The 21,663-nt window shown below is 71.4% G+C and carries 18 protein-coding genes; 10 read left to right on the forward strand and 8 right to left on the reverse strand.

Annotation, left to right across the window (positions count from 1 at the left end):
- Positions 1–152: 152 nt before the first annotated feature.
- Together ACFWJW_RS23915 and ACFWJW_RS23920 are read left to right on the forward strand one after the other, a co-directional pair.
- Positions 153–794: a response regulator transcription factor gene (locus ACFWJW_RS23915; protein ID WP_387244905.1), complete on the forward strand. Its 642-nt coding sequence runs from the start codon at positions 153–155 to the stop codon at positions 792–794.
- 260 nt (positions 795–1,054) lie between these two features.
- Positions 1,055–2,656 carry a BTAD domain-containing putative transcriptional regulator gene (locus ACFWJW_RS23920; protein WP_387244908.1) on the forward strand — a complete coding sequence of 534 codons (1,602 nt, stop codon included), beginning with the start codon at positions 1,055–1,057 and terminating at the stop codon, positions 2,654–2,656.
- Here the strand turns inward: ACFWJW_RS23920 and ACFWJW_RS23925 are convergent.
- The 5 genes from ACFWJW_RS23925 to ACFWJW_RS23945 form a co-directional block, all read right to left on the reverse strand.
- Positions 2,637–4,010, reverse strand: a complete 1,374-nt coding sequence (locus ACFWJW_RS23925) for a methylaspartate mutase (protein WP_387244911.1) — start codon at positions 4,008–4,010, stop codon at positions 2,637–2,639. The genes ACFWJW_RS23920 and ACFWJW_RS23925 overlap by 20 nt on opposite strands.
- A gap of 8 nt (positions 4,011–4,018) precedes the next feature.
- Positions 4,019–4,486 carry a methylaspartate mutase gene (locus ACFWJW_RS23930; RefSeq protein ID WP_387244914.1) on the reverse strand — a complete coding sequence of 156 codons (468 nt, stop codon included), beginning with the start codon at positions 4,484–4,486 and terminating at the stop codon, positions 4,019–4,021.
- 50 nt (positions 4,487–4,536) lie between these two features.
- On the reverse strand, positions 4,537–6,117 hold the full coding sequence (locus ACFWJW_RS23935) for an amino acid adenylation domain-containing protein (RefSeq protein WP_387244917.1): 1,581 nt from the start codon (positions 6,115–6,117) through the stop codon (positions 4,537–4,539).
- A 79-nt stretch (positions 6,118–6,196) separates the two neighbouring features.
- Entirely contained in the window at positions 6,197–7,261 is a 1,065-nt protein-coding gene (locus ACFWJW_RS23940; protein ID WP_387244920.1) for a hypothetical protein, read from the reverse strand.
- Entirely contained in the window at positions 7,261–7,527 is a 267-nt protein-coding gene (locus tag ACFWJW_RS23945; protein ID WP_387244923.1) for an acyl carrier protein, read from the reverse strand. Before ACFWJW_RS23945 ends, ACFWJW_RS23940 begins: the two co-directional genes overlap by 1 nt.
- Positions 7,528–7,837: 310 nt before the next feature.
- Between ACFWJW_RS23945 and ACFWJW_RS23950 the strand changes: the two genes are divergently transcribed.
- Positions 7,838–8,848 (forward strand): aldose epimerase family protein, encoded by a 1,011-nt coding sequence (locus ACFWJW_RS23950; RefSeq protein ID WP_387244926.1) that lies wholly within the window; start codon positions 7,838–7,840, stop codon positions 8,846–8,848.
- A 6-nt stretch (positions 8,849–8,854) separates the two neighbouring features.
- Here ACFWJW_RS23950 and ACFWJW_RS23955 read toward each other — a convergent pair whose 3' ends face one another.
- Positions 8,855–9,358, reverse strand: a complete 504-nt coding sequence (locus ACFWJW_RS23955) for a hypothetical protein (RefSeq protein WP_387244929.1) — start codon at positions 9,356–9,358, stop codon at positions 8,855–8,857.
- Positions 9,359–9,788: 430 nt separating this feature from the next.
- On the opposite strand from ACFWJW_RS23955, the gene asnB reads away from it, so the two are divergent.
- The 3 genes from asnB to ACFWJW_RS23970 all read left to right on the forward strand — a co-directional run bounded on the left by asnB (position 9,789) and on the right by ACFWJW_RS23970 (position 14,598).
- The gene (gene asnB, locus ACFWJW_RS23960) at positions 9,789–11,648 is read left to right on the forward strand and encodes an asparagine synthase (glutamine-hydrolyzing) (protein ID WP_387244932.1); all 1,860 of its coding nucleotides are present in this window, start codon (positions 9,789–9,791) and stop codon (positions 11,646–11,648) included.
- 38 nt (positions 11,649–11,686) lie between these two features.
- Positions 11,687–12,943, forward strand: coding sequence for an MFS transporter (locus ACFWJW_RS23965; RefSeq protein WP_387244935.1), 1,257 nt, complete (start codon positions 11,687–11,689; stop codon positions 12,941–12,943).
- A 62-nt stretch (positions 12,944–13,005) separates the two neighbouring features.
- Positions 13,006–14,598 carry a class I adenylate-forming enzyme family protein gene (locus ACFWJW_RS23970; protein WP_387244938.1) on the forward strand — a complete coding sequence of 531 codons (1,593 nt, stop codon included), beginning with the start codon at positions 13,006–13,008 and terminating at the stop codon, positions 14,596–14,598.
- A 53-nt stretch (positions 14,599–14,651) separates the two neighbouring features.
- Here ACFWJW_RS23970 and ACFWJW_RS23975 read toward each other — a convergent pair whose 3' ends face one another.
- Positions 14,652–15,764: a DUF5925 domain-containing protein gene (locus tag ACFWJW_RS23975; RefSeq protein ID WP_387244941.1), complete on the reverse strand. Its 1,113-nt coding sequence runs from the start codon at positions 15,762–15,764 to the stop codon at positions 14,652–14,654.
- A gap of 225 nt (positions 15,765–15,989) precedes the next feature.
- Here ACFWJW_RS23975 and ACFWJW_RS23980 point away from each other — a divergent pair, with 225 nt between their 5' ends.
- The 3 genes from ACFWJW_RS23980 to ACFWJW_RS23990 all read left to right on the forward strand — a co-directional run bounded on the left by ACFWJW_RS23980 (position 15,990) and on the right by ACFWJW_RS23990 (position 18,301).
- A complete protein-coding gene (locus ACFWJW_RS23980) occupies positions 15,990–16,700 on the forward strand; it encodes a YoaK family protein (protein WP_387244944.1) in 711 nt (236 codons plus the stop codon).
- Between the two features lie 259 nt (positions 16,701–16,959).
- Positions 16,960–17,766, forward strand: coding sequence for an SGNH/GDSL hydrolase family protein (locus ACFWJW_RS23985; protein WP_387244947.1), 807 nt, complete (start codon positions 16,960–16,962; stop codon positions 17,764–17,766).
- A gap of 271 nt (positions 17,767–18,037) precedes the next feature.
- Positions 18,038–18,301, forward strand: coding sequence for a hypothetical protein (locus tag ACFWJW_RS23990; RefSeq protein ID WP_042157340.1), 264 nt, complete (start codon positions 18,038–18,040; stop codon positions 18,299–18,301).
- Positions 18,302–18,570: 269 nt separating this feature from the next.
- On the opposite strand, the gene ACFWJW_RS23995 is transcribed toward ACFWJW_RS23990, so the two are convergent.
- Positions 18,571–19,821 (reverse strand): type ISP restriction/modification enzyme, encoded by a 1,251-nt coding sequence (locus tag ACFWJW_RS23995; RefSeq protein WP_387244950.1) that lies wholly within the window; start codon positions 19,819–19,821, stop codon positions 18,571–18,573.
- A gap of 217 nt (positions 19,822–20,038) precedes the next feature.
- Between ACFWJW_RS23995 and ACFWJW_RS24000 the strand changes: the two genes are divergently transcribed.
- Positions 20,039–21,430 (forward strand): MFS transporter, encoded by a 1,392-nt coding sequence (locus ACFWJW_RS24000; RefSeq protein WP_387244953.1) that lies wholly within the window; start codon positions 20,039–20,041, stop codon positions 21,428–21,430.
- The last annotated feature ends 233 nt before the right edge of the window (positions 21,431–21,663 follow it).

Here is a 21,663-nt window from a genome sequence, read left to right on the forward strand (position 1 = left end):
CCCCGCACCGGTCCCACCCGTCGGGTCCGCACGCCCGGCACTCGTGCCAGGTTTCCCTGTCCTTAAGTGATCGAGGCGTGCGGAATGCCGGTTTCCGGAAAGTGCGTGGCACGATCACCTACCTCATGGGCGATTTCCGATGGGGAGGCGCAATGCCTGAGCAGATACTCACCGGCACCGTGTGTGTGGCGGTCCACTCACCCGACGTCGTGGTCCACGCGGGCCTTGTCAGCTCCCTCCAGCACGACCACCGCGTCCAGGAAGTCCCACCGGAGAGGATCCACGAGGCCGACGCCGTCGTCGCGGCCTTCGACACCGTCGACGCCACCGCACTGGACCAGCTGCGCGCCCTGTCCGACCGGCCCGACACGCGCTTCCTCCTCGTCGCCGGACGGCACTGGCGAGCAGATGTCTCCGCGGCGATCGACCGGGGAGTGCGCGCCGTGCTGTGGCGTGACGCGTTCACTCCCGCCGCCTTCGTCCGCACCCTGCTCACCGTCGCGGAGGGCGGCGGCAGCTTCCCGCCCACCTTGCAGGGCGCGCTGATGGAACAGGTCCGGTGGACCCACCGGGAGGTCCTCGCGCCGCGCGGCCTCACCGCCTCGGGCGTCAGCCCCCGCGAACTCGATGTCCTCCGCCTGGTCGCGGAGGGCCGGGAACTCGCCGAAATCGCCACCAAGTTGTGCTATTCGGAGCGCACGGTGAAGTACATCCTCTACGGCCTGATGAAGCGCTTACGGCTGCGCAACCGCGCACACGCCGTCTCCTACGCCATCCGCGCCGGCCTCATCTGATCCACGGACCGCCCGGGGCGAGACGGGCGTGTCGTTCCCCATGACCGCCCGTCGCCGCCCGCGGTGCCCCGGGGTCTGCGCCGGCCTGTTCAAAAGGGCAAAGGCCGTCCGGAAGGCTGGACTCCGGACCCGGCGTCCCGGCAATGTGACGGAGCGTGACCTGCCAAACCGCCTGTCCGGTTCATGCCGGGTTCAAGAAAGCGCGGAAAGTTCTCCCCCACTGAACGCTCTTGGCAGGGCCGGAAGGAAATGAGGTTGCAGTGAACTTCCGCATACTGGGTTCTCTTCAGGCAGGCGTGGACGGCGCGGCCATGCCGCTCGGCGGAGTGATCAAACGCCGGCTGCTCGCCTACCTTCTGCTGAACGCCAACCGGGTCGTGGCCACACACAAGCTGCTCGACGTCCTGTGGCCGGACGAGACGCCCCGCACCGCACGCAAGATGATCGGCAACGCCGTCCGGGGCCTGCGGCTCGATCTGGCCCACGGGGCCACGGACACCCCCGCGGCCTTACTGACGCTGGCTCCCGGATATCAGCTGCGGGTCGAACCCGACACGGTGGATCTGTTCCTGTTCCGCCGGCACGTGGAGCGAGGACGCGCCGAAGCCCGCGCCGGCGACCATGCCGCCGCGGCGGGCACACTGCGGGGGGCGCTCGGCCTGTGGCGGGGTGCGGCCCTCGCCGACCTGGCGGACGGCGACTTGCACTGGCCCGAACTGGACGGTCTGGAGAGCGAGCGGCTCGGCGCCCTGGAGGACTACTTCGAAGCCGGACTGGCGATCGGCCACCACCACGAGATTCTGGGCGAGTTGCAGACGGCCGTCGCCGAGGACCCGCTGCGTGAGCGGCTGAGCGGCCAGCTGATGCTGGCGTTCTACCGATGCGGCCGGCAGACCGACGCACTGTCGGTGTTCCGGCGCATCAGGAGCGAACTCGTGGAGCAGTTCGGACTGGAGCCGTCACGGGAGCTGCGTCGCCTGGAACGGTCCATCCTCGACCACGCCCCCGAGCTGGATGTGCCGGCGGCGCCGGTGGCGGAGCAGCCCAGGGCGCCCGAGCGGACCAGGGTGCCGACCCTCGTCGAGCAGCAGGCGACGCGCCGGCCGGAGGCGCCCGACGGCCGTGATGCTTCGTCCGTGAGCCGCGTCCTGTCGCGGGTGGGCAGGGACCACAGACGCGATCACCGGGTGGTGCCCGACCGTGTGGAGGACGGCGACCGGCCGTGTACGAGCCACCGGTCGACGCCCCGGCGCACCCGGGTCAGCGTCGTCCTGGCGTGGGTGCGCCACGACCTGTCCGACGACCATGATCTGGACGGCGTGCAGCAGGCGATGGCGGACTTCGAGGCGGTGCTGCGGCAGCACTCCACGCAGAACGGGGGGACCGTGGGCCCGATGACGGCACCGGTGTTCTCCGCCGTGTTCGGAATCGACACCCCGCGCCGGGACGACGCCACGCGTGCCGTGCGGACGGCCTTCGCCCTCCGGGACCGGCTGGAGGGCAGCCGGCTGCGTACCGGCGCGTCCTGCCTCCGCTTACATGTCGCCGTGGTCACCGGTGATGCCTGCCTGTCGTACCTCCCGGCGCACAGCGGCGTCCCGACCGTCACGGGGGACGCGGTCGACCGGGGCTTCCGGCTGCTGGCGATGGCGCCCCGGGGGCAGGTGCGGGTGTGTGAGGTCACCCGCCAGGCGACGGAGTCACACATCTCGTACCACCTGGGCCCCGAGCCGCCGGAGGGCTGGGAAGCGGTCCGCATCCGGCCCGGCGTGGTGCACGGCGTGCAGGAGGTGCGTGCTCCGGAGCCGTCCGGGCCACCGGAGGGACCGGGCCTGCCGCGGCTCACGGCTCGATCTCTCTGAAGAGGTGCAGGAAGTGGTGGATGTCGTGCGTGACCCGGTCGACGAGGGTACGCATGCTGTGCGGGCCGTCGGCAAGGCCGAGGCTGCTGCGGTGCCGGTCCACCGCGGCAGGGGACAGGGGCAGCGCACCGGTCACCGCATAGCGGATCGCACCGGAGGCGTCACGGCAGGGCAGGACGTCCCCACGGGCGTACCGGCTGGCGCTGAACGGGATGTCGAGCGTGCCCTCGGCGAAGGCCGCGGTGACGGCACGGGCCGGGTCCGCGGCGCCGAGTACCGGTGCGACGAGGTCATCCACCTCGGCGAGCAGCCACTCCAGTTCCTCCTCGACCCGTTCCGTGTCGACGGTGACGAAGTCCAGGAGCGGTGAATTGGCGACCGCCGCCAGGCGCATTCCGTCGATGTTGGCCTGGGCGTCCGGAACGCCCAGCGCCTCCTGGTAGGTCTTGGTCACCAGTTTCGCCGCTCCGCCCAGCCGGGCGGTGAGCGCCCCGTAGAAGATCAGCTGCTCGGCGTGGGCCCGTTGGCCCGGGAAGACGCCCATGAACTCGTGCAGCACCGGATACACCTCGACATCCGCCGGCAGATAGCGCGCGGCCAGCACGGGAATGGCGCGCAGTGCGGCGACGTCCTGGGCGAGGTGCCCGCCCTGCGGATAGGACAACGACAGGCAGCCCACCCCCTCGGCCGCGGCGAGGGCGGCCTCGATCACGCCGATGGCCAGGCTGACCGACGGCGGCGTCAGCACCCCGGTGAGGGTGCCGAACAGCTCGCGGTCCAGGGTCAGCCCGGCGCGCCGGAGATCACCGGTCCTCGCGTCGACCTCGCGCCAGCAGGCCAGCGAGTGCGCGAGCGGTACGTCCTTGCAGTAGGGGAGGTTGTACGAGATGCCGCCGCCCTCGAACGACGTGGCGCCGGCGGCCACCGCGACCTCGAACAGCAGCCGGGCGTCCGGGGAGCCGTGCCGGATCTCCACCGGTGCGGACACCGACTCGACCAGCTCGCGGCCCCGCTGCCAGCCGTGCGCCACGAGCGGATAGCCGTTCAGCGCGCCGGGGTCGGTGCCGGCCAGCCGGGCCGCGTGGGCGAAGCGGTTGAGCCGGGTGTGGGAGTCAATGGTGAGGGTCAGGACATCCGGCCGGGCACCGGCGTCGAGAGCGCGCAGCAACTGCCGCATCTCGGCGTGCCCACCCACCCCGCAGCGGGGCTGGATGGCCACCACCGCGTTCTGCACGGACCGGGCCAGTACGTCACGGACGGTCGGCGTGCCGCGGGTGCGGGCGAAGCGCACCGTCTCGGCGAAGGAGGGAAAGGCCGGATCGGGGGCGGCGTGCGCGTCGGCGAAGCGGTGCATGTCCGGGTTCATATGGTCTGGAGCTGCCGGGACCGCGCGGCCCGCCGGGCCAGTTCACGCAGCAGCGGGGCGAGATCGCTCAGTTCGGACAGGATGTGGTCGACCCCGAGCCGTCGCAGCCGGTCCAGCGCGTCAGGATCCTTGCGGCTGCCCACGGACAGGTTGCCGCCGAGAATGACCGGGCAGGCCAGATCGCCCGCGGCGCGGGCGGCCGGGAGGTCACACAGGTCCTCGTAGGCATGGCCGTTGAGGCTGCCGACGACCACGGCGAGCACGCCGGGGTTCTCCCGCACGGCCAGGGCGAACTCCGCGACGGGTGTACAGACGCCCAGATTGATCACGGTGTAGCCGTGGGCGCGCAATCCGTGTGCGATCAGCTGGTTGGCCACCGCATGCGCGTCGCTCGCCGTCACGCCCAGCACGATCACCTCGTGCGCGGACTCCGGCGAGTCGGTGTGCGTGGGAACGCTCCGCATGAATCGTCCTTCCCCTTCGGCCGGCTCGGTGTGCGCTGTCCGTACCCGGCTCACGGACCGGTTTCCCCCGCCCTCGCCTCGGCCAGTTCCCTGGTGGCCCGTACGTCCCGTTTGCCGTTGGCGTTGACCTTGATCTCGGGCACGACGTGGACCCGCGTGGGCACCAGTTCCTTGGGCAGCAGGGTCGCGAGCTGTGCGCGGATCTCCCGCTCCGTGGGCGGCGTCTGGGCCGACCGGTCGTCGAAGACCACGAAGACCTCGACCGCGTCCAGGACACCACCGCGGATGACGTCGAAGGCGGCGTCGGCGATCAGCGGCAGCGAGAGCGCGTGGCGGCGCAGCTCGGCCGGTTCGAACCGGTGGCCGCTCACCTTCAACTGGCTGTCTTTCCGGCCGAGATGAAGCAGCACACCATCGGGCAGCACCTCGACGATGTCGCCCGTGCGGTAGGCACGGCCGCCGAACGCGGCCTCGTCGAAGAAGCGGTCCCCGCCACCGCCCAGGTAGCCGCGGGCGATCCCGAAGCCACTGACGAGGAGTTCACCGTGGCCGCCCACCCCCACCGGCCCGCCGCGCTCGTCCACCACGTAGGCCGCGGTGTTCCAGGCGGGGCTGCCGATGGGCACGGTGGGCAGGTCGGGCATCTCCCGCACGGTGGCACGGAAGGCACAGCAGCCGATCGTGGTCTCGGTCGGCCCGTAGTGGTTGACCACTTCCACGCCGTCGAGCCGGTCGCCCATCTGCCGCAGCATGGCCGGCTCCAGCGGCTCACCGCCGATCATCAGCCGCTTGGCGACGGACCGGTACTCCGGCCGCAGCATGCGCTCGAACAGGCGGAAGTGGCTGGGCGTGGCCTTGATGAAGTCATACGGCCGGGCGCGGGCGGCGAACAGGCTCGGGTAGTCCCAGGAGTCCTCGATCATGACGATGGTGCGGCCCTGCGCCAGGGGCACCCACAGGGTGGTGAGAGCGAGGTCGAAGCTCATGCTGGCGAACACCGGGCAGGCGGCGCCGCCGGCGTTCGGCAGCACGTGGGTCGTGGCCCAGCCGATGTAGTTGACCAGCGACCGGTGCTCCACCACCACGCCCTTGGGCAACCCCGTCGAGCCCGAGGTGAAGACCACGTAGGCCGGATCGTCGTGGCGCGGGCCGCGGATGGCGGGGGCCGGGCCGTCCGCCGGCAGATCCGGCAGATCGGAGGTGTTCAGCGTGGGGAAGCCGGCGGCGCATTCGGCGGAGCCGCCGCCGTCCCACAGCATGAACCGCGGCCGTACCTGGTCGAGGATGAGCCGCACCCGCCCGAGGGGATTGGTGGGATCGATCGGCGCGTAGGTCGCGCGGACGGCCATCACCGCGATCATCGCCGCCACCGACTCCGCGGTGCGGTGCGCGATGATGCCGATGACCTCACCCGGCTGCACGTCCATGTCACGCAGCCCGGCGGCGAGGGACATGCTGCGCCGCCACAGCTGACGGAACGTGGTCCGGGTGTCTCCGCATTCGAGGGCGACCGCGTCCGGCGCGGTATCGGCCCATCGGCTGATCAGCTCCACCACGGAGGACGCCGGCAGCTCCCGGCGTTCCCCGACGAGGGTAGCGTTCGGAAACGCGCCTGCTCGATGGCCGGTCACGTCAACACCTCTCTTCCTGTTGTGGAGCGGTACCTGGTCCACGCGCATCGCGCAGCAGGAGACGGGACCGGGGCATCGCCTAGCGCCAGCCCCGGCCGGAGACACCGCGGAAGTCCCACCCGTCGAGCCTGCTCACGTCCTGGAGTCCGTCCGCGAGCGGAGCGGCACCGGTGTCGCGGATGAGGAGGCCGGGCAGCGGCCGGTCCTGGGTGGGCCGGCCGGTCGGCTCGACGAACTCGGCGCCCAGGCCGGCCAGGACGCCGGCTCCCGCTTCTGCCAGATCCCGTGTCCACATGAGCACACGGGTGCCGGGCAGGGACTCGTGGGCGAGCTGGATGAGGTCGGCGGAGACCTCCGCGGTGCGGGCTTCACACTCGACGACCGTGGTCGGTGTCGGCCCCTGGTCGGTGTCCACGCCGGAGCGGTGGGCGACGAGATAGCCCTCGGCGCTTCCTGCTTCCGAGCGCGCCACGAGGTAGTAGTACTTCGCCAGCGGATTCGTGGCCCGCCAGGTGAAGTAGGCGCTGTCGCGCGCGACGCGGAGGCGGCCGTCGGTGGGCACGTCGCGCATGACCTCGGCCATGGCGTCGAGGTCCGGGGTGCGGGCCGGCGAGATCAGCGAACCGGAGCGCACTCCGCGGGTGACCGGCAGTTCGTCCCACGGGCCGTGGTGCCAGGCGCCGGCGGCCCGCGTCAGCACGGACTGTCCCCAGACGCCGACCTGCCGCCAGCCACGGATCAACAGCGCCGGCACGGTGCCCTGGTCACCGAAGTCGAGCAGCCACGGGACGCCGTCGCGGCGCAGCCGGGAGAGCACCTCGTCGACCATGTCATGGAAGAGCGGGCTGTTGCGGTACGCGCCAGTGAGGATGGTGTCCGTCAGGCAGGGCAGCGTGAACCGGCGCCCGTCCCTTTCCCAGCAGGAGCCGAAGACCCCCACCATGCCGACCAGTTCGGCGCCGGCGGCCGACGGTGAGCGGGCGATCACGGTGTATCGCTCGTCGAGATAGGGATTGGCGTGGTACTTCCACTTCAGGTAGGCGTGATTGCCGTCCGGCCCGCCGGCCCACAGCCCTTCCTGAAGGTCACATATCTCCGCGTAATCGGCGGGCGTGCAGCCGGTGAGGGCGATTTCCGCGCGCATCAGACGTCCGCTCGCTTCGCACGGACGAACCGGGTGATCGACTCCACGGTGCGGAAGTTCTCCTGGTTCACATCGGCACCGGTGATGTGTATCTCGAACTGTTCCTCCAGCCGGACGAACAACTGAAGGAACATGATGGAGTTGAGGGCGCCACTGTCCTTGAGGTCGTGGTCGGCCGGAATGGATTCCTTCAACAGGAGGTCGCACAGCAGCGTGTGGACGTAGCCGCGTATGTCACTCTCGGTCAGCGCAAGGCCGTCTTTCATGTCTCACCTGTCCTGTGTAGATGTTCCACCGGCACGGGACGACGTGTGCGCCCGCCTCGCGGTATCGGCCGTTCCGCGTCCGCCCTCGGGAAGGATCGCCACTGCGTGTCGAACGTAACGCGGCCGGGTCACCGCACGGGTAACTACGGCGCCACCCTTCCCTCAAGCGGTCCGCCCGTTGAGCGGCTACTTCGGAACGGCCCGCCAAGTGCGGCCAATGGCCCGGCGATTACCACCGGGTGGACGCGACGCAGGGCCCGCGTGATTAGGGTCTGGCGGTCACCGAGCGTCGGTGCCGAGAGGAGACCTTGTGGCAGCACGTCCCACCATCGAGCGCACCACCGTCGGCGTCGCGCCCGCCCGCGCCGGATACCCCGCCGCCGCGGTGGCGTCCTACGTGCTGGACACCGGAAACGGGCCCGCGGTGACGGTGTGGAGCTACGGCGCCACCCTGGTCGAGGTCCACGCACCGGACCGGGAAGGCCACTACGCCAATGTCTGTGTGCGCCTGACCGATCTCGACGCCTACCTGGACCGCCGGACGAATCCGTACGTCGGGGCCACCCTCGGCCGCTACTGCCGCTGTGTGTCAGGCGCCGCGTTCACTCTCGACGGCGTGCGCCACACGCTGGACCGCAACGAGGGCGCGCACCATGTGCACGGCGGCTCCGAGGGGCTCGACCGCCGCGTATGGTCGGCCGACGCGTCCAGAGACGGCGACGCGCTGGAGGTGCGGCTGTCGGTGGTCAGCCCGGACGGCGACCAGGGCTACCCGGGCGAACTGCGGGCGTACGCCACCTACCGGATCGAGCCGGACGGCACGCTGATCATCGAGTACACCGCACGCACCACGGCGCCCACCGTCGTCGGGATGACCCATCACGCCTTCTGGAACCTCGCGGGTGAAGGCACCATCGACGGGCACCGGCTTCGGCTCGGGGCGACCGAGGCGGTGCGCTTCGACAAGGACCTCATCCCTCTCCCCGGTGCTCCCGAAGACGTGCGCGGCACCGCCCGCGACTTCACCGCCGAGCGGTCGCTCGACGGTGTCCGTATCGACAACTGCTTCCATGTCCCCGACGGGCCGGTGCTCGCGGAGCTGTCGCATCCGGGCAGTGGCCGGGTGATGCGACTCGGTACGGACCAGCCGGCGGTCGGCGTGTACACCGGGGACTGGTTCGCCCAGCGCCCGCGCAGCGGGATCTGCCTGGAGACCGGGGCGATGCCGGACGCACCGAACCGCCCGGACTACCCGTCCGCACGGCTCGACCCGGGCGAGGTCTACCGGCACCGCAGCACCTACCGGTTCGACTGCACCTGAGGCGACTCAGGCCAGCACGCGATAGAGGTGGACGCGCCGCGGCCCCTCGGCTCCACCGGATGACGTGGTGCAGCGGCGGAAGCCCAGGAGCGCCATGCACTCCACGGTGGACTCGATGTCGGGGTTCGCTTCGGCTCGCAGCATGTCCGCGCCGCGCTCCCGCGCGAGCGCGATGGCCCGGCGCAGGCACAGCGGCCCGGCGAGCGAGGCGGTGGCGACGAGGTCGGGCCGGACGGCGAGCCTGCTCAGGTACGCAGGGTTCGCGGCCGCCGGAAAGACTCCCGGCGGCTCCGCGAAGGCCGGTGTCCGGGTGAGGGTGAACATGGCGGCCGCCGCCCCTCCGACGCGCAACAGATGCACCAGGCCGTCCCGCACCCGGGATGCGGTGGTGGCGGGATTGCGCTGCGGCACGGGCGAGTGGAACCGCTCACCCTGATAGCGGTCGCTGGCGCACAGCAGCTCGTGCACCTCGTCGGCGTCCGCGGCGACTTCCCAGGTCATTGTGGTCATCGCGAAACCGCCTTTATCGCGGCGGTCATGAATTCAGGGCCCCGCATAAATGTCTCCTTGAGGTCCGGCGGCATTGTCGTGATGGCATCGGGAGCGTGGAGAAGTCCCCTCCCGCAGCACGTCATTCCGCACCATGCCCGGAATACGGGCCGGACCGCAGCAGGCACTACGGGGAAACTTCTCGGCAATCCGCGGCTTCCGGTGATGTTCCGTCGCTGATGAGACGCTCGTGCCGAGGCGCACCGCGCCGACGGCGGCCGCATCCCGTGTTCCTGGCGAGTGGCCCGCCCATTACCGGAAGCGGTATGTGCTCACGGAGCCCGCTGTTACCTTTTCGCAGCGGGTGGATGAGTGCCTTGTCGCCATCGCGCCGGTGACCTTTTACCGGATTGCTCAGCCCCCCGTTCTGCTTTCCGAGGGAGACAGTCGCATGTGTGGTATCGCCGGATGGGTTGCCTTCGACCGAGACCTGAACCGGGAGAGGCGAACGCTGGAGGCGATGACCGAGACCATGGCCTGCCGTGGTCCGGACGCGGCCGGCACATGGACCGAGCCCCGCGGCCGCGCCGCGCTCGGCCACCGGCGGCTGGCGGTCATCGACCTCGCCGGCAGCACCCAGCCGATGACGCTGGACAGCCCCGTCAGCCCCGCCAGCCCGCTGGCCATGGTCTACAGCGGCGAGGTCTACAACTACCGTGATCTACGCGAGGAGTTGCGCCGCCGCGGGCATGTCTTCCGCTCCGCCGGAGACACCGAGGTGGTGCTGCGCGGCTACCTGGAGTGGGGTGAGGCGGTCGCCGAACGGCTCAACGGGATGTACGCCTTCGCCGTCTGGGACCCCCGCTCGGCGAAACTCGTCCTGATCCGTGACCGGCTGGGCATCAAGCCGCTGTACTACCAGCCCACGGCGGACGGCGTGCTCTTCGGCTCGGAGCCCAAGGCGATCCTGGCGAACCCGCTGGCCACCAGGGCCGTCGGCCTGGACGGACTGCGGGAGCTCTTCGGCTTCATCAAGACGCCGGGGCATGCGGTATGGGCGGGCATGCGCGAGGTCAAGCCCGGCACGGTGACCACCCTCGATGCCACGGGCGTGCGTGAGCACGTCTATTGGGCGCTGACCTCGAAGGAACACACCGATGACCGGGACGCGACCGTTGCCCATGTGCGCGAACTGCTGGAGGACATCGTCTCCCGGCAGCTGGTCGCCGATGTCCCGCTGTGCCTGCTGCTCTCCGGCGGACTCGACTCCAGCGCGGTGACCGCGCTCTCCGCGCAACAACTGTCCCTCCAGGGCCACAAGGCACACAGTTTCTCGGTCGACTTCGCCGGACAGACCGAGAACTTCGTACCGGACTCCGCCCGCCCCACCCCGGACGCGCCCTATGTGCGGGACGTGGTCGCACACGTGGGCACGGTGCACTCGGACATCGTGCTGGACACGGACTCGCTCGCCGACCCGGCCATCCGCCGCGCGGTGATCACCGCCCGGGACATCCCGGCGGGCACCGGTGACACCGATGTCTCGCTCTACCGGCTGTTCCACGCGGTCCGGCAGCACTCGGCGGTGGCACTGTCCGGCGAGAGCGCCGACGAGGTGTTCGGCGGGTACGACTGGCACCGGTCCCTGGCGGCGCAGCGGGCCGGTACCTTTCCGTGGATGGCGCCGGCGAACGGGGCGCCCTCGGGCAGCCAGGGCCGGGACGGCGGCGTCCTGCGGCCGGAGCTGCTCCAGGCGCTGGACCTGCCCGCCTACACGGCGGACCGCTACGCCGACGCGGTGGCAGAGGTGGAGCAGCTGCCCGGAGAGGACGCCGAGGCCCGCATCCGACGGGTGACCTCGCACCTCGGTATCACCCGGTTCATGCGCATGCTGCTGGACCGCAAGGACCGCATGAGCATGGCCGTCGGGCTGGAGGTCCGGGTGCCGTTCTGCGATCACCGGTTGGTGGAGTACGTCCACAACACACCATGGACGCTGAAGAGCTTCGACGGTCGCGAGAAGAGCCTGTTGCGGGCGGCGGTCCGGGACATGCTGCCCCCGTCGGTGGCCGACCGGGTCAAGAGCGCGTACCCGTCCATCCAGGACCCGCGCTATCCGGCCGCGCTGCGGCAGCAGGCGCGGGAACTGCTCGTCGACGCGGACCACCCGGTGTTCGGGCTGATCAGCAGGCCATGGCTGGAGAGGGCCGTGGCCGGGGAAACGGGCCCGGCGGTGCGGAGCGGACTGGAGCGCAGCCTGAACCTCGCGACCTGGCTGGATGTCCACCGCCCTCGACTGCTGCTGTCCTGAACCGGTCAACGGCACTACCCAGGAAGGGCATTTGCTTGATGTTGCCGAGACTGACCCCTACCCGCAGGCTCGTCACCGCCAGCCTGCTGATGACCGCGGGCGGTGGCGCGTTCGCGACCTGCTCAGCGATCTACTTCACGCAGGTCGGCGGCCTCACTCTCACCGAGATGGGTCTGGGGCTGACGATCGCGTGCGCGATCGGCATGCTGGTCGGCGTGCCCCTGGGGCACCTGGCCGACCGCCGGGGTCCGCAGCGGGTCGCCGTCCTGCTCGTGGCGCTCAACGGCGTGGCGGCCTCGGGCTACTTGTTCGTGCGCGGCTTCCCGGTCTTCGTTCTGGTGGCGTGCCTGTTCACCGCGTCCCAGCGCGGGTCCCGTGCCGCGCAGCAAGCGCTCATCGCGCGGCTGGTGGGCGGCGACGAGGTGGTGCGGACGCAGGCGACGGTCCGGGCGGTGAACAACGCCGGCATCGGAGTCGGCGCCGCGGGAGCGAGCATCGCCTTGCAGATCGGCACCACCACGGCGTTCTCGACGGTCATCATCGTGAATGCGCTGGGCTTCTTCGCCTCCGCGGCCATGCTCGCGACCCTGCCAGCGGTCCCGCCGGCGCCCGACTCGCCGCCGGACGAGCCCACCTGGGCGGTGTTCCGCGACGGTCCGTTCGCGGTCTTCACCGCACTCGGCGCGGTGCTCGCCCTGCACACGGTGCTGCTGGAGATCGTGCTGCCCCTGTGGATCATCAGGTACACCCATGCCTCGACGGCGATGGTGACCGTCCTGTTCGTGGTGAACACGGTCAGCGTCGTGCTGTTCCAAGTGCGCATCGGCACCCGGGTGACCACGATGCCCAGAGCCGTGCGGGCGTTCCGGTGGTCAGGGGTGGCGCTGGGCGCCGCCTGTGGCCTGTTCGCCCTTTCGGCGGGTGGTTCGCCGGTCATGTCCACCGTGTTGCTGCTGGTGGCCGGCGCCCTGCACGTATGCGGCGAACTGCTGGTGTCGGCGGCCTCGTGGCACATCACCTTCAACCTTGCCCCGGCAGGGAAGCAAGGCCAGTACCAGGGCTTCGCGATGACCGGTTACGCCACCGCCATGGTGCTCGCGCCCACCTTGCTGACCGTCCTCCTGATCAAGTGGGGCCCGCCGGGCTGGCTCGTGCTGGGGGGAGCGTTCGTGCTGGCGGTGCTGCCCACGGGAGCAGTGGTGGCCTGGGCCGAACGGACCCGCCGCACCCAGCCCCTTCCGCACCCGAGCCGGCCACCGGTCCACGCGGCGGGCGTGCCGCACGACCGGGATTAGGCCCGGTCTTCCGCGTTCCGCATTCCGCCGATTCAAGGTGAACCACGAGGGATGGCCGTTCGATGACCTCTGCTGACCGCCTACGCGCTCATGGGTATCTGGGAGCCGGCCCCGGCTTCCCTGTCTCGGCGTGGCGTACCCCGTTCGACGCGCTGCACTGGTTCGCACAGCGTCGGGGCAGCGCACCACTGATCACCGCCGTGGCGCACAACGGCACGGAGACCACGCTGGACTACCGCACCGCCGAGGTCGCGAGCCGCGCGCTCGCCGGATGGCTGTGTGCCGAGTGGGGCACCGCCCGCCCGGCCGTGCTCGCCCTCGCGCCGACGAACGACGTGCCCTCGGTCCTGGCGGTACTGGGTGTGCTGCGCGCCGGGTTCGGCCTGCTCATGCTCGGGCCGTCCGATCCGCCGGAACGCCGCGCTCAGCAGGTCGAGGCCGCCGGCGCGCTGGCCGTGCTCCAAGCCCCCGGCACCGACGCGCCGTACGCGGACGCCCTGACCCTGCCGCACTGGGAAGACCTGGCGGAGCGCGATCTGCCGCTGCCGCCTGTCGATCCGACCGCTGACGCCCTGTACTTCGCGACGTCCGGCTCCACGGCCGCGTCCAAGATCGTCGCTCAGTCACACGTCAACGCGGTGGCCAATGCCGAGGCGGTGCGCCGCCACCACGGGCTGGCCGCCGGCGACCGGGTGCTCGGGTGCCTGCCCATCCACCACGTCAACGGAGCCCACTTCACCGTCCTGGGCACCATGATGGCCGGGGCGCACACGATTCTCGCCGAGTCGTTCTCGCCGATGAACTATCCGAAGACGCTGCGGCACTACCGTCCGCGCCTCGCGAGCGTGGTACCGGGCATACTCGAAGCGCTCGCGGAAACGTGGCGCGGCTCTGAAGTACCGTCGGACTTCGACTACTTCGTCTCGGCAGCGGCCCCGCTGACCACCCGCACCGCCCGCTCGGTCGCCGACCGGCTCGGGGCCCGGGTGCTCCAGGGCTACGGCCTCTCCGAAACCACGAACTTCTCCACCACGATGCCGGCGAACCTCTCCGAGGAGACCTACCGGCGGCTCATGCTGGATCCGGACATCCCCTCGGTCGGGGTGGCCGTCTACGGCAACGAAGTGGCGGTACTTGACGAGGACTGCCGTCCGGTGGGCCCTGGACAGACGGGGGAGGTGTGCATGCGGGGCTTCAACGTGATGTCCGGCTACGCCGGCAACGCCGAGGCCACCGCGGAGGCATTCCGCGGCGGGTGGTTCCACTCCCAGGACCTGGGCTACCGGGTGGCGGAGGACGGGCGCGACTACTTCGTCCTCACGGGCAGGCTGAAGAACATCGCCAAGGTGTCCGGGGAAACCGTGTCGCTGGAAGAGATGGACCGGGTCCTGCGCGCCCTTCCGGACGTCCGGGACGCGGCCTGCGTCACGGTCCCGGACCGGTTCACCGGAGAGAGCATCATCGCGGCCGTCGTCCTCGGTACCGCCACGGACGCGGCGGCTGCCCGGGCCGCCTTGGAGGCCAGGTTCTCCCGGGCGGTACTGCCGTCGCGTATCGTGCCGGTACCGGAGATACCGCGCACCGCCACCGGAAAGGTGCTGCGCCCCCGGCTGGCCGCGGCACTGTCCGAGTCACCCGACGCACGTTCGAGCTGACGCCGGCCGTTCCGGTCCACCGCGCAGACGGGCGCGGCCCGCTCCCTCGTGGTTCACAGATACAGCCCCGCGTCCGCGCCCGAGTCCTGGGGTGGGACCGAGGCGGGGCGGGTGCCGCGGCGCAGGGCGTAGAGCTCGGCGAGGGTGGCGCCCTCGCGGCCGATGCCCTGGTCCGTGCCGAGCCAGTGGGTGGCTTCGGGGCGGCTCAGCGGGCCGACCTCGATACGGGCCAGACAGCGGCCGGGGCGGACCACCGCCGGGTGCATGCGTTCCAGGTCCTCGTTGGTGGTCACCCCGACCAGGACGTTCCGGCCCTGGCCCAGCAGACCGTCCGTCAGGTTGAGCAGCCGCGACAGGGCCTGGCCCGCGGCGTGCTTGGCCTCGCCGCGGATCAGCTCGTCGCAGTCCTCCAGGAGCAGCAGCCGCCAGCGGCCCTTGCCGGTGCTGTCGTCCTCGCCGATCGCGATGTCCATCAGATAGCCGACGTCATTGAACAGCCGCTCCGGGTCCAGGACGCAGTCCACCTGGCACCAGTCCCGCCAGGAGCGGGCCAGCGTGCGCAGTGCGGAGGTCTTGCCCGTACCGGGCGGGCCGTGCAGCAACAGCAGCCGCCCGGAGATCTCCTCGGGCGCCACCTTCATCAGCCGGTCCATGGCGTCGGCCACCGGCGCCGTGTAGTTGGGGCGGATCTCCTCCCAGGTGCCGGCCGAGATCTGCCGGGACGTACGGTGCGGCCCGCGGCGCGGGGAGAAGTACCAGAAGCCCATCGGGACGTTCTCCGGCTGCGGCTCCGGTTCGTCCTCCGCCCCGTCCGCGGCCTGTCCCAGCACCTTCTCGGCCAGCTCGTCGGTGACGGCGGTGACCGTCACATCGGCGCCGTGGTTCCAGCGGGAGACCAGCAGGGTGAAGCCGTCGCCCTCGGCGAGGAGGGCGCTGCGGTCCTCCTCCTTCGCCGAGCGCAGGACCCGGGCGCCCGGGGGCAGCAGGGTCAGTCCGGCCCGGACCCGGTCCACGGACCGGCTGCGGGCGTACGGCTGCTCTCCCCTGGCGAACCGGCCCAGGAAGAGCGCGTCGACGACATCGGCGGGCGAATCGCTGTCGTCCATGGTCAGCCGGAGCGGCAGGGACTCCTCGGCGGCGGACGGCTGGACGTGATCGGCACACATGCGGCCATGATCCGTCACGGCGGGCCACCGCGTACACGGATTATCCCGGCGTTTCCCCGGAGCCGGGCCTCGCGGCGGAGAGGGCCGGGGCCAGGAGGCGGCCGGGCCGGGCCCGGTGGTGACGGGCCGCCCACAGACGGCGCAATGACGGTCCGTCGGGCGGGCCGTCCGGAGACTGGGAGGACGTGCCGCGAGGTGAGGTGACCGCGGGAAGGAGTCGCGTCCGTGGAGCCGCCGAGCGGAACCCCGCTGACGGTGATCATGGTCTGTCTGACCGTGGCCACCGGGATGCTCGATGCCGTCAGCTTCCTGGCGCTCGGTCAGGTCTTCACCGCCACCCAGACCGGCAATCTGCTCTTCCTCGGCTTCGGTATCGCCGGGCAGGGCGGGCTCCCGGTGGTGGCGACGGCGATTTCGCTCGGCGCCTTCGCGCTGGGCGCGGTCCTCGGGGCGCGGATGGAGTCCCTGCTGGCCGCCCGGGCCTCCCAGTGGTTCCCGGTGGCGCTGGCCGTGGAGGCGGCGCTGCTGATCGCGGCCGCGGCGGCGGCCTGGGAGTCGGGGCCGGTCACGGGGCTGCCGCAGGGCCGGCGCGATGTCGTCATCGGCCTGATGGCGGTGGCGATGGGCATGCGCAATGTCACCGCCATGCGGGCCGCGCCGCCCGACCTCACCACGACCGTGGAGACCCGGGCGATGACGGCGCTGGTCAGCGCGTCGCCGTTGGGCCGGGACGCGCGGCTGGGGTACGGCGGGCACAGCACGGGCCGCCGGCTGCTCTCGGTCGTCTCGATGTTCGCCGGCGGTCTCCTCGGGGCCGGGCTGCTCGGTCTGGGGACCCGTCCGACGCTGGTGCTCCTGCTGGTGGCCGCCTTCGTCGCGGCCACCGCCTTTCTCGTGCCCGCCCTCGCCCGCCGTCGCCGCAACAGCGAGGAGTGACCCGCGCACGGGTGCCGAGGGACCGTCAGAACGCCGCCCGGGCGGCGAAGGACGGCCGCCGAGCGCGGGGCGAACGCGGTCCCGGCCCCTCCCGGGAGTCCTCGGCACATCGCGTCGAGGCGATGACATGGCGGTGAACATCCCCCCACATCGGCAGATTTACCGTGAACCGCGGACACCACTTTTGGCATGGACACTTCCGGCTACCCGCGAGTCTTGCTACGACAGATATGGCAGAGCTCCTGCTAAGGGAGGTTCCATGAAACTGTCCCGATTCGCGGCCTTGACGTCCGCCTTCTTCGTCACCACGGCGCTCACGCTCACCGGCGCGAGCGCCGCCGCGTCCGCCCAACTCCCCACCGCCACCGGCTATGTGGCCCTCGGCGACTCCTACTCCTCCGGCGTCGGAGCCGGCAGCTACGACAGTGCCAGCGGCTCCTGCAAGCGCAGCACCAAGGCTTACCCGGCCCTCTGGGCCGCCGCGCACTCCCCCTCTTCCTTCAGCTTCACCGCCTGTTCGGGCGCCCGAACGGGTGATGTTCTCAGCGGACAACTCGCCCCGCTCAACAGCGCCACCGGCCTGGTGAGCATCTCCATCGGCGGCAACGACGCCGGATTCGCCGACACCATGACGACCTGTGCGCTCCAGGGCGAGAGCGCCTGTCTGGCCCGCATCGCCCAGGCCAGGACCTACATCGACAGCACCCTGCCCGGCCGGCTCGACCAGGTGTACGACGCCATCTCCCAGAAGGCCCCGGCCGCGCATGTGGTGGTCCTGGGCTATCCGCGCTTCTACAAGCTCCGGGGAACCTGTATCGCCGGTCTCTCCGAGACGTCCCGCGCCGCGATCAACGCCGCCGCCGACCACATCAACGGCGTGACCGCCAAGCGGGCCGCCGACCACGGCTTCACCTTCGCCGATGTCAACGCCACCTTTTCCGGTCATGAGCTGTGCTCCGGCAGCGCCTGGCTGCACAGCGTGACCTTCCCCGTCCTGGAGTCCTACCACCCCACCACCACCGGCCAGTCCGGCGGTTATCTGCCGGTGTTCGCCTCCGCTGCGTGACGACCCGTACGCCGGCCGCCGGGGAGAGGCCGTGATCCCGGTCTCTCCTTGTGCGTTCCGGCGGCCCGCCAGGCCCCCCGCACGGCCCGCTCCGGTACCCGACGGTTGCTCAACTCGCCCTGATCCAAGCCTTGTACGTGACATTCCGTATGGTGTTCGTCAACGTCAGAGCGAGGCAGGTGAATCCGGTGACCGGTCTGCACGCATGTCCTCCAAGAGAGATAGGGTTACCCTGCCCGGGCCGGGGTGCCCTCATAGGGTGGGGAGAGTCATGGAACAGATAACAGTGCGTAGCAGGGCGCGAGTCCCTGCCATCAAATGCGGGAGCGGCGCCACCAGTGCGCGTCTCGACCGCCATCTCGCGGTGCTGGGTGGTCCCGCCATCCCGCAGCGTGAGGTGGAGGGCGCGACGTCGCTGATGCAGGAGCTCACCGCGCGCGATCACTCGCGTACGAGGAACGGCCGTGGCGCCAGGGTGTCGCTGTTCGCACCGCTGCGCAGGCTGCGGCGCTCGCTGTTCGGCGGGCACGGCTGACCCGTTTCTGAAGCGGCATCTCGGGCGATCACACCGTCCCGGCGCGGCACTGCGGTCCGATCGCTCATCAGGCCGGCGGCGTCAGCAGTACGTCGGTGTGTTCGCCGGGGTGGATCCCTCGCCCCGGAGGTGCCGTGAGCCGCTCACTTCTTCGCCCGGCCCCGTCCCCGCCCGGCCGGTCGCACCACTCCCCACCACCCGTCGCTCATGCAGCGACGGGTGGTTTGCTGTGCGGGCCCCCACGGCATGCCGCCTCGGGTGTCCGGCGCTCACAGCAGCGCGAACTGCCCCTCCGGGCCCTCCTCGTGGTGGTCGAGCACGGAGGCCGGGCGGTGTGCGGAGACCGGTGCCGGCAGGATCCCGGCCGCCCGTAGTTCCCCCGCCGTCAGCTGCGCGGACTCCGCCGTCCGCCGACTCAACTTCGCGCACTCCGGAGCGAGTTCGGACAGCAGAGCCAGTACGGTGGTCAGCTCCAGCAGCTCCGAGGTCCACTCCTGGGGCCAGCCGGCGGGGCGCAGCGCGGCCAGCGAACCGGGCTCGGGCGGTTCCGTGCCCGCGCCGGTGCGCTCCGCGTACCACGCCTCCAGGACCCGGACGCCGCCCGCGTGGAAGTCCCAGGCGCCCGGCGGCACCGGCGAGATCCGGCCGCTGCCGAGGAGCAGCGCCTCCTCCTCCGGGTCGTAGCCGAGGGCCTCGGGCAGTCCACGGGCGGGCAGCGCGGAGCGCACGTACGGGCGCCGGCCGCCCGGCATCCGGGGCCGCTCGCCGGCCTCTCCGCCGTCGGCCCCGTGCTCGTAGGCGCCCCGGGTGCCGAGCCACAGCAGCCGGGCGCCGAGTGCGACGCCGCGGTCCCAGAGCTCCGGATCGGTGGTGAGCGGCACCGTGCAGCCCTCGGGGGAGTGGTGGGCGCTCGCGGCGAGCCAGGCGAGCAGGTCCGTCGGGCCCGCCGGGCGGTCCAGGCGCCGGCCGAGGAGGGCGAGCAGGCCCGGGGCGACGTTCGGCTCCTGCCCGCCGGGCCGCCGGTAGAGGGGGTGGATCCGTCCGGGGCGGCCGGCCGGGGACCGTCCGTCCGGCAGCAGCGCCGAGCACAGCACGGCCGGGCCGGGCAGCTGCGGCACCTGCGGCCACTCCACCGCGAACAGCTGCCGGGCGTCCGCGACCCGCCACAGCTCCGGGCGCGCCCCGTCGAGCAGCCGGTGGTCGGGCAGCAGCCACTGCTGGTCGAACGGGCCGTGCAGGATCCGCACCGGTTCGGGGCACGGCCCGCTCGCCCGGTACAGCCGCCCGGTCGGGGTGGCCTGGCCCGGCAGCTGGCCGACGGCGGAGTGCAGGGTCCGGGCCCGGGACGGCCGGAACAGCCGCTCGCGTTCCGCCGCGTCCTCGGCGGCCACCAGCGCCGCCCAACGGGCCCGCAGGGTGGCCGGATCCGGCGCCCGCACCCAGGAGCGGCCGAGCCGCAGCGGCGCCACGGACCACGGCATGAGATCGGACAGCCGTGGCGCGTCCTGCTTCGCCGTCACGCGGAGCCCCTCCCGGACCGTTCGGTTGACCCCGGCATGGTATCCAGCGCCCCCGCGGCCGCACCGAATCCGCAGGCCATACCACTCTTCCAGGACGGACGCAGGCGGTCTTCCGCTTGCTGATCTTGACGGAGTACGGTCCTCGCCGTACGCCCGACCACGCGGTGCGGACCCGGCTCCGCCCCGCGCGCCGGGACCTGCTCAGGGGAGGACCGTCATGACGGACACCACCTCCTCCACGCCGGAACGGCGCGGGGGAACCCCCATCGGTGCCCGGGCCGCGGCCCGGCTGGACCGGCTGCCGGCGTCCCGCTGGCACCGCCGCCTCACCCTCATCGTCGGCATCGGCGCCTTCTTCGACCTCTACGAGATCTTCCTCGGCGGGGTGCTGGCCGCGGTCCTCGCCGACCAGTGGCACCTCGGGCCCACCGCGAAGTCCTGGGTGATCGCCGCCGGTTTCCTCGGCATGTTCGTCGGCGCGAATGTGCTCTCGGTGCTCGCCGACCGCTTCGGGCGGCGCCGGATGTTCCTGGTCAACCTCGCCGGGTACGCCCTCTTCTCGCTGCTGTGCGCGGCCGCCCCGGACCTGTCCTGGCTGCTGGTGCTGCGCTTTCTGGCCGGTCTCGGGCTCGGCGGCGAACTCGTGCTGGTGGACACCTATCTCGCGGAGTTCCTGCCCCGGGCGGTACGCGGCCGCTATATCGCCTACGCCTACACCCTCGGCTTTGTCGGGGTTCCGGTCGCCGCGCTGCTCGGTGCCCGGCTGGTGGCCGCGCACCAGCTGTTCGGCATCGAGGGCTGGCGCTGGCTGCTGGTCGCCGGCGCGCTGGGCGCCGCGTTCCTCCAGCTGATGCGGCGCCGCCTCCCGGAATCACCACGCTGGCTGACGGTGCAGGGGCGCGCCGCGGAGGCCGAACGGATCGTGGCCGGGCTGGAGGAGCGGGTGGCCCGGGAGACCGGGGGCAGCCTGCCGTCCGTACCGGAGGCGGAGACCGTCCCGGAGCGGAAGGTGCCGCTGGCGGAGATGTTCCGCGGCGAGCAGCGGCGGCGCACCCTCATGTGGTGGATCTTCCAGGTGCTTCAGACCATCGGCTACTACGGCTTCGGATCGCTGGCGCCGGTGGTGCTCACCGCGAAGGGCCACACCGTCACCGAGTCACTGCTGTACGCGGCGCTGAGCTTCTGCGGCTATCCGCTCGGCTCCGCGCTGTCCCTCCCGCTCATCGACCGGATCGAGCGCCGCACGCTGATCATCGCTTCCGCGCTCGGCATCGCCGGCTGCGGTCTGGCCTTCGGCTTCGCCACCGCCACCTGGGCCATCCTCACCTTCGGCTTCCTGCTGACGGTGTGCAGCAACGTCTTCTCCAACGCCTTCCACGTCTACCAGACCGAGCTCTTCCCGACCGGTCTGCGCAGCAGCGCGATCGGTATCGCCTACTCACTGTCCCGGCTCACCTCGGTCGTGCTGCCGTTCATCGCCCTGAGCGTGCTAACCGCCTTCGGCTCAGCCGCGGTCTTCTCCGGCTCGGCGGCGTTGATGCTGCTGCTGTGCGTGGATGTGGCGGTGTGGGGGCCACGCAGTACGGGCCGGAGCCTTGAGAGGATTTGAGCGCACGTTTTCGGCCTCGCCGCCGTGGTGGTTGCTCGCCGTTTGTTGCCCGCTTGCGCGGTGCCCCCGCCGTTGCGCCAAGCGCTGCGCTTTGCCTTCGGCCCACGTTTTCGGCTTTCCCGCCGTTGCGCCTGCGGCGGGCGGGGTCCGCTGCGCGGGGCTGTCGGGGTGCGGTGACGGGCCTCCGGGGCCTGGTGTGTGGACTGCTTCGCTTTACGTCCACACACCAGGCC

The organism is Streptomyces sp. NPDC127097 (assembly GCF_042724075.1).
GTDB lineage: Bacteria > Actinomycetota > Actinomycetes > Streptomycetales > Streptomycetaceae > Streptomyces.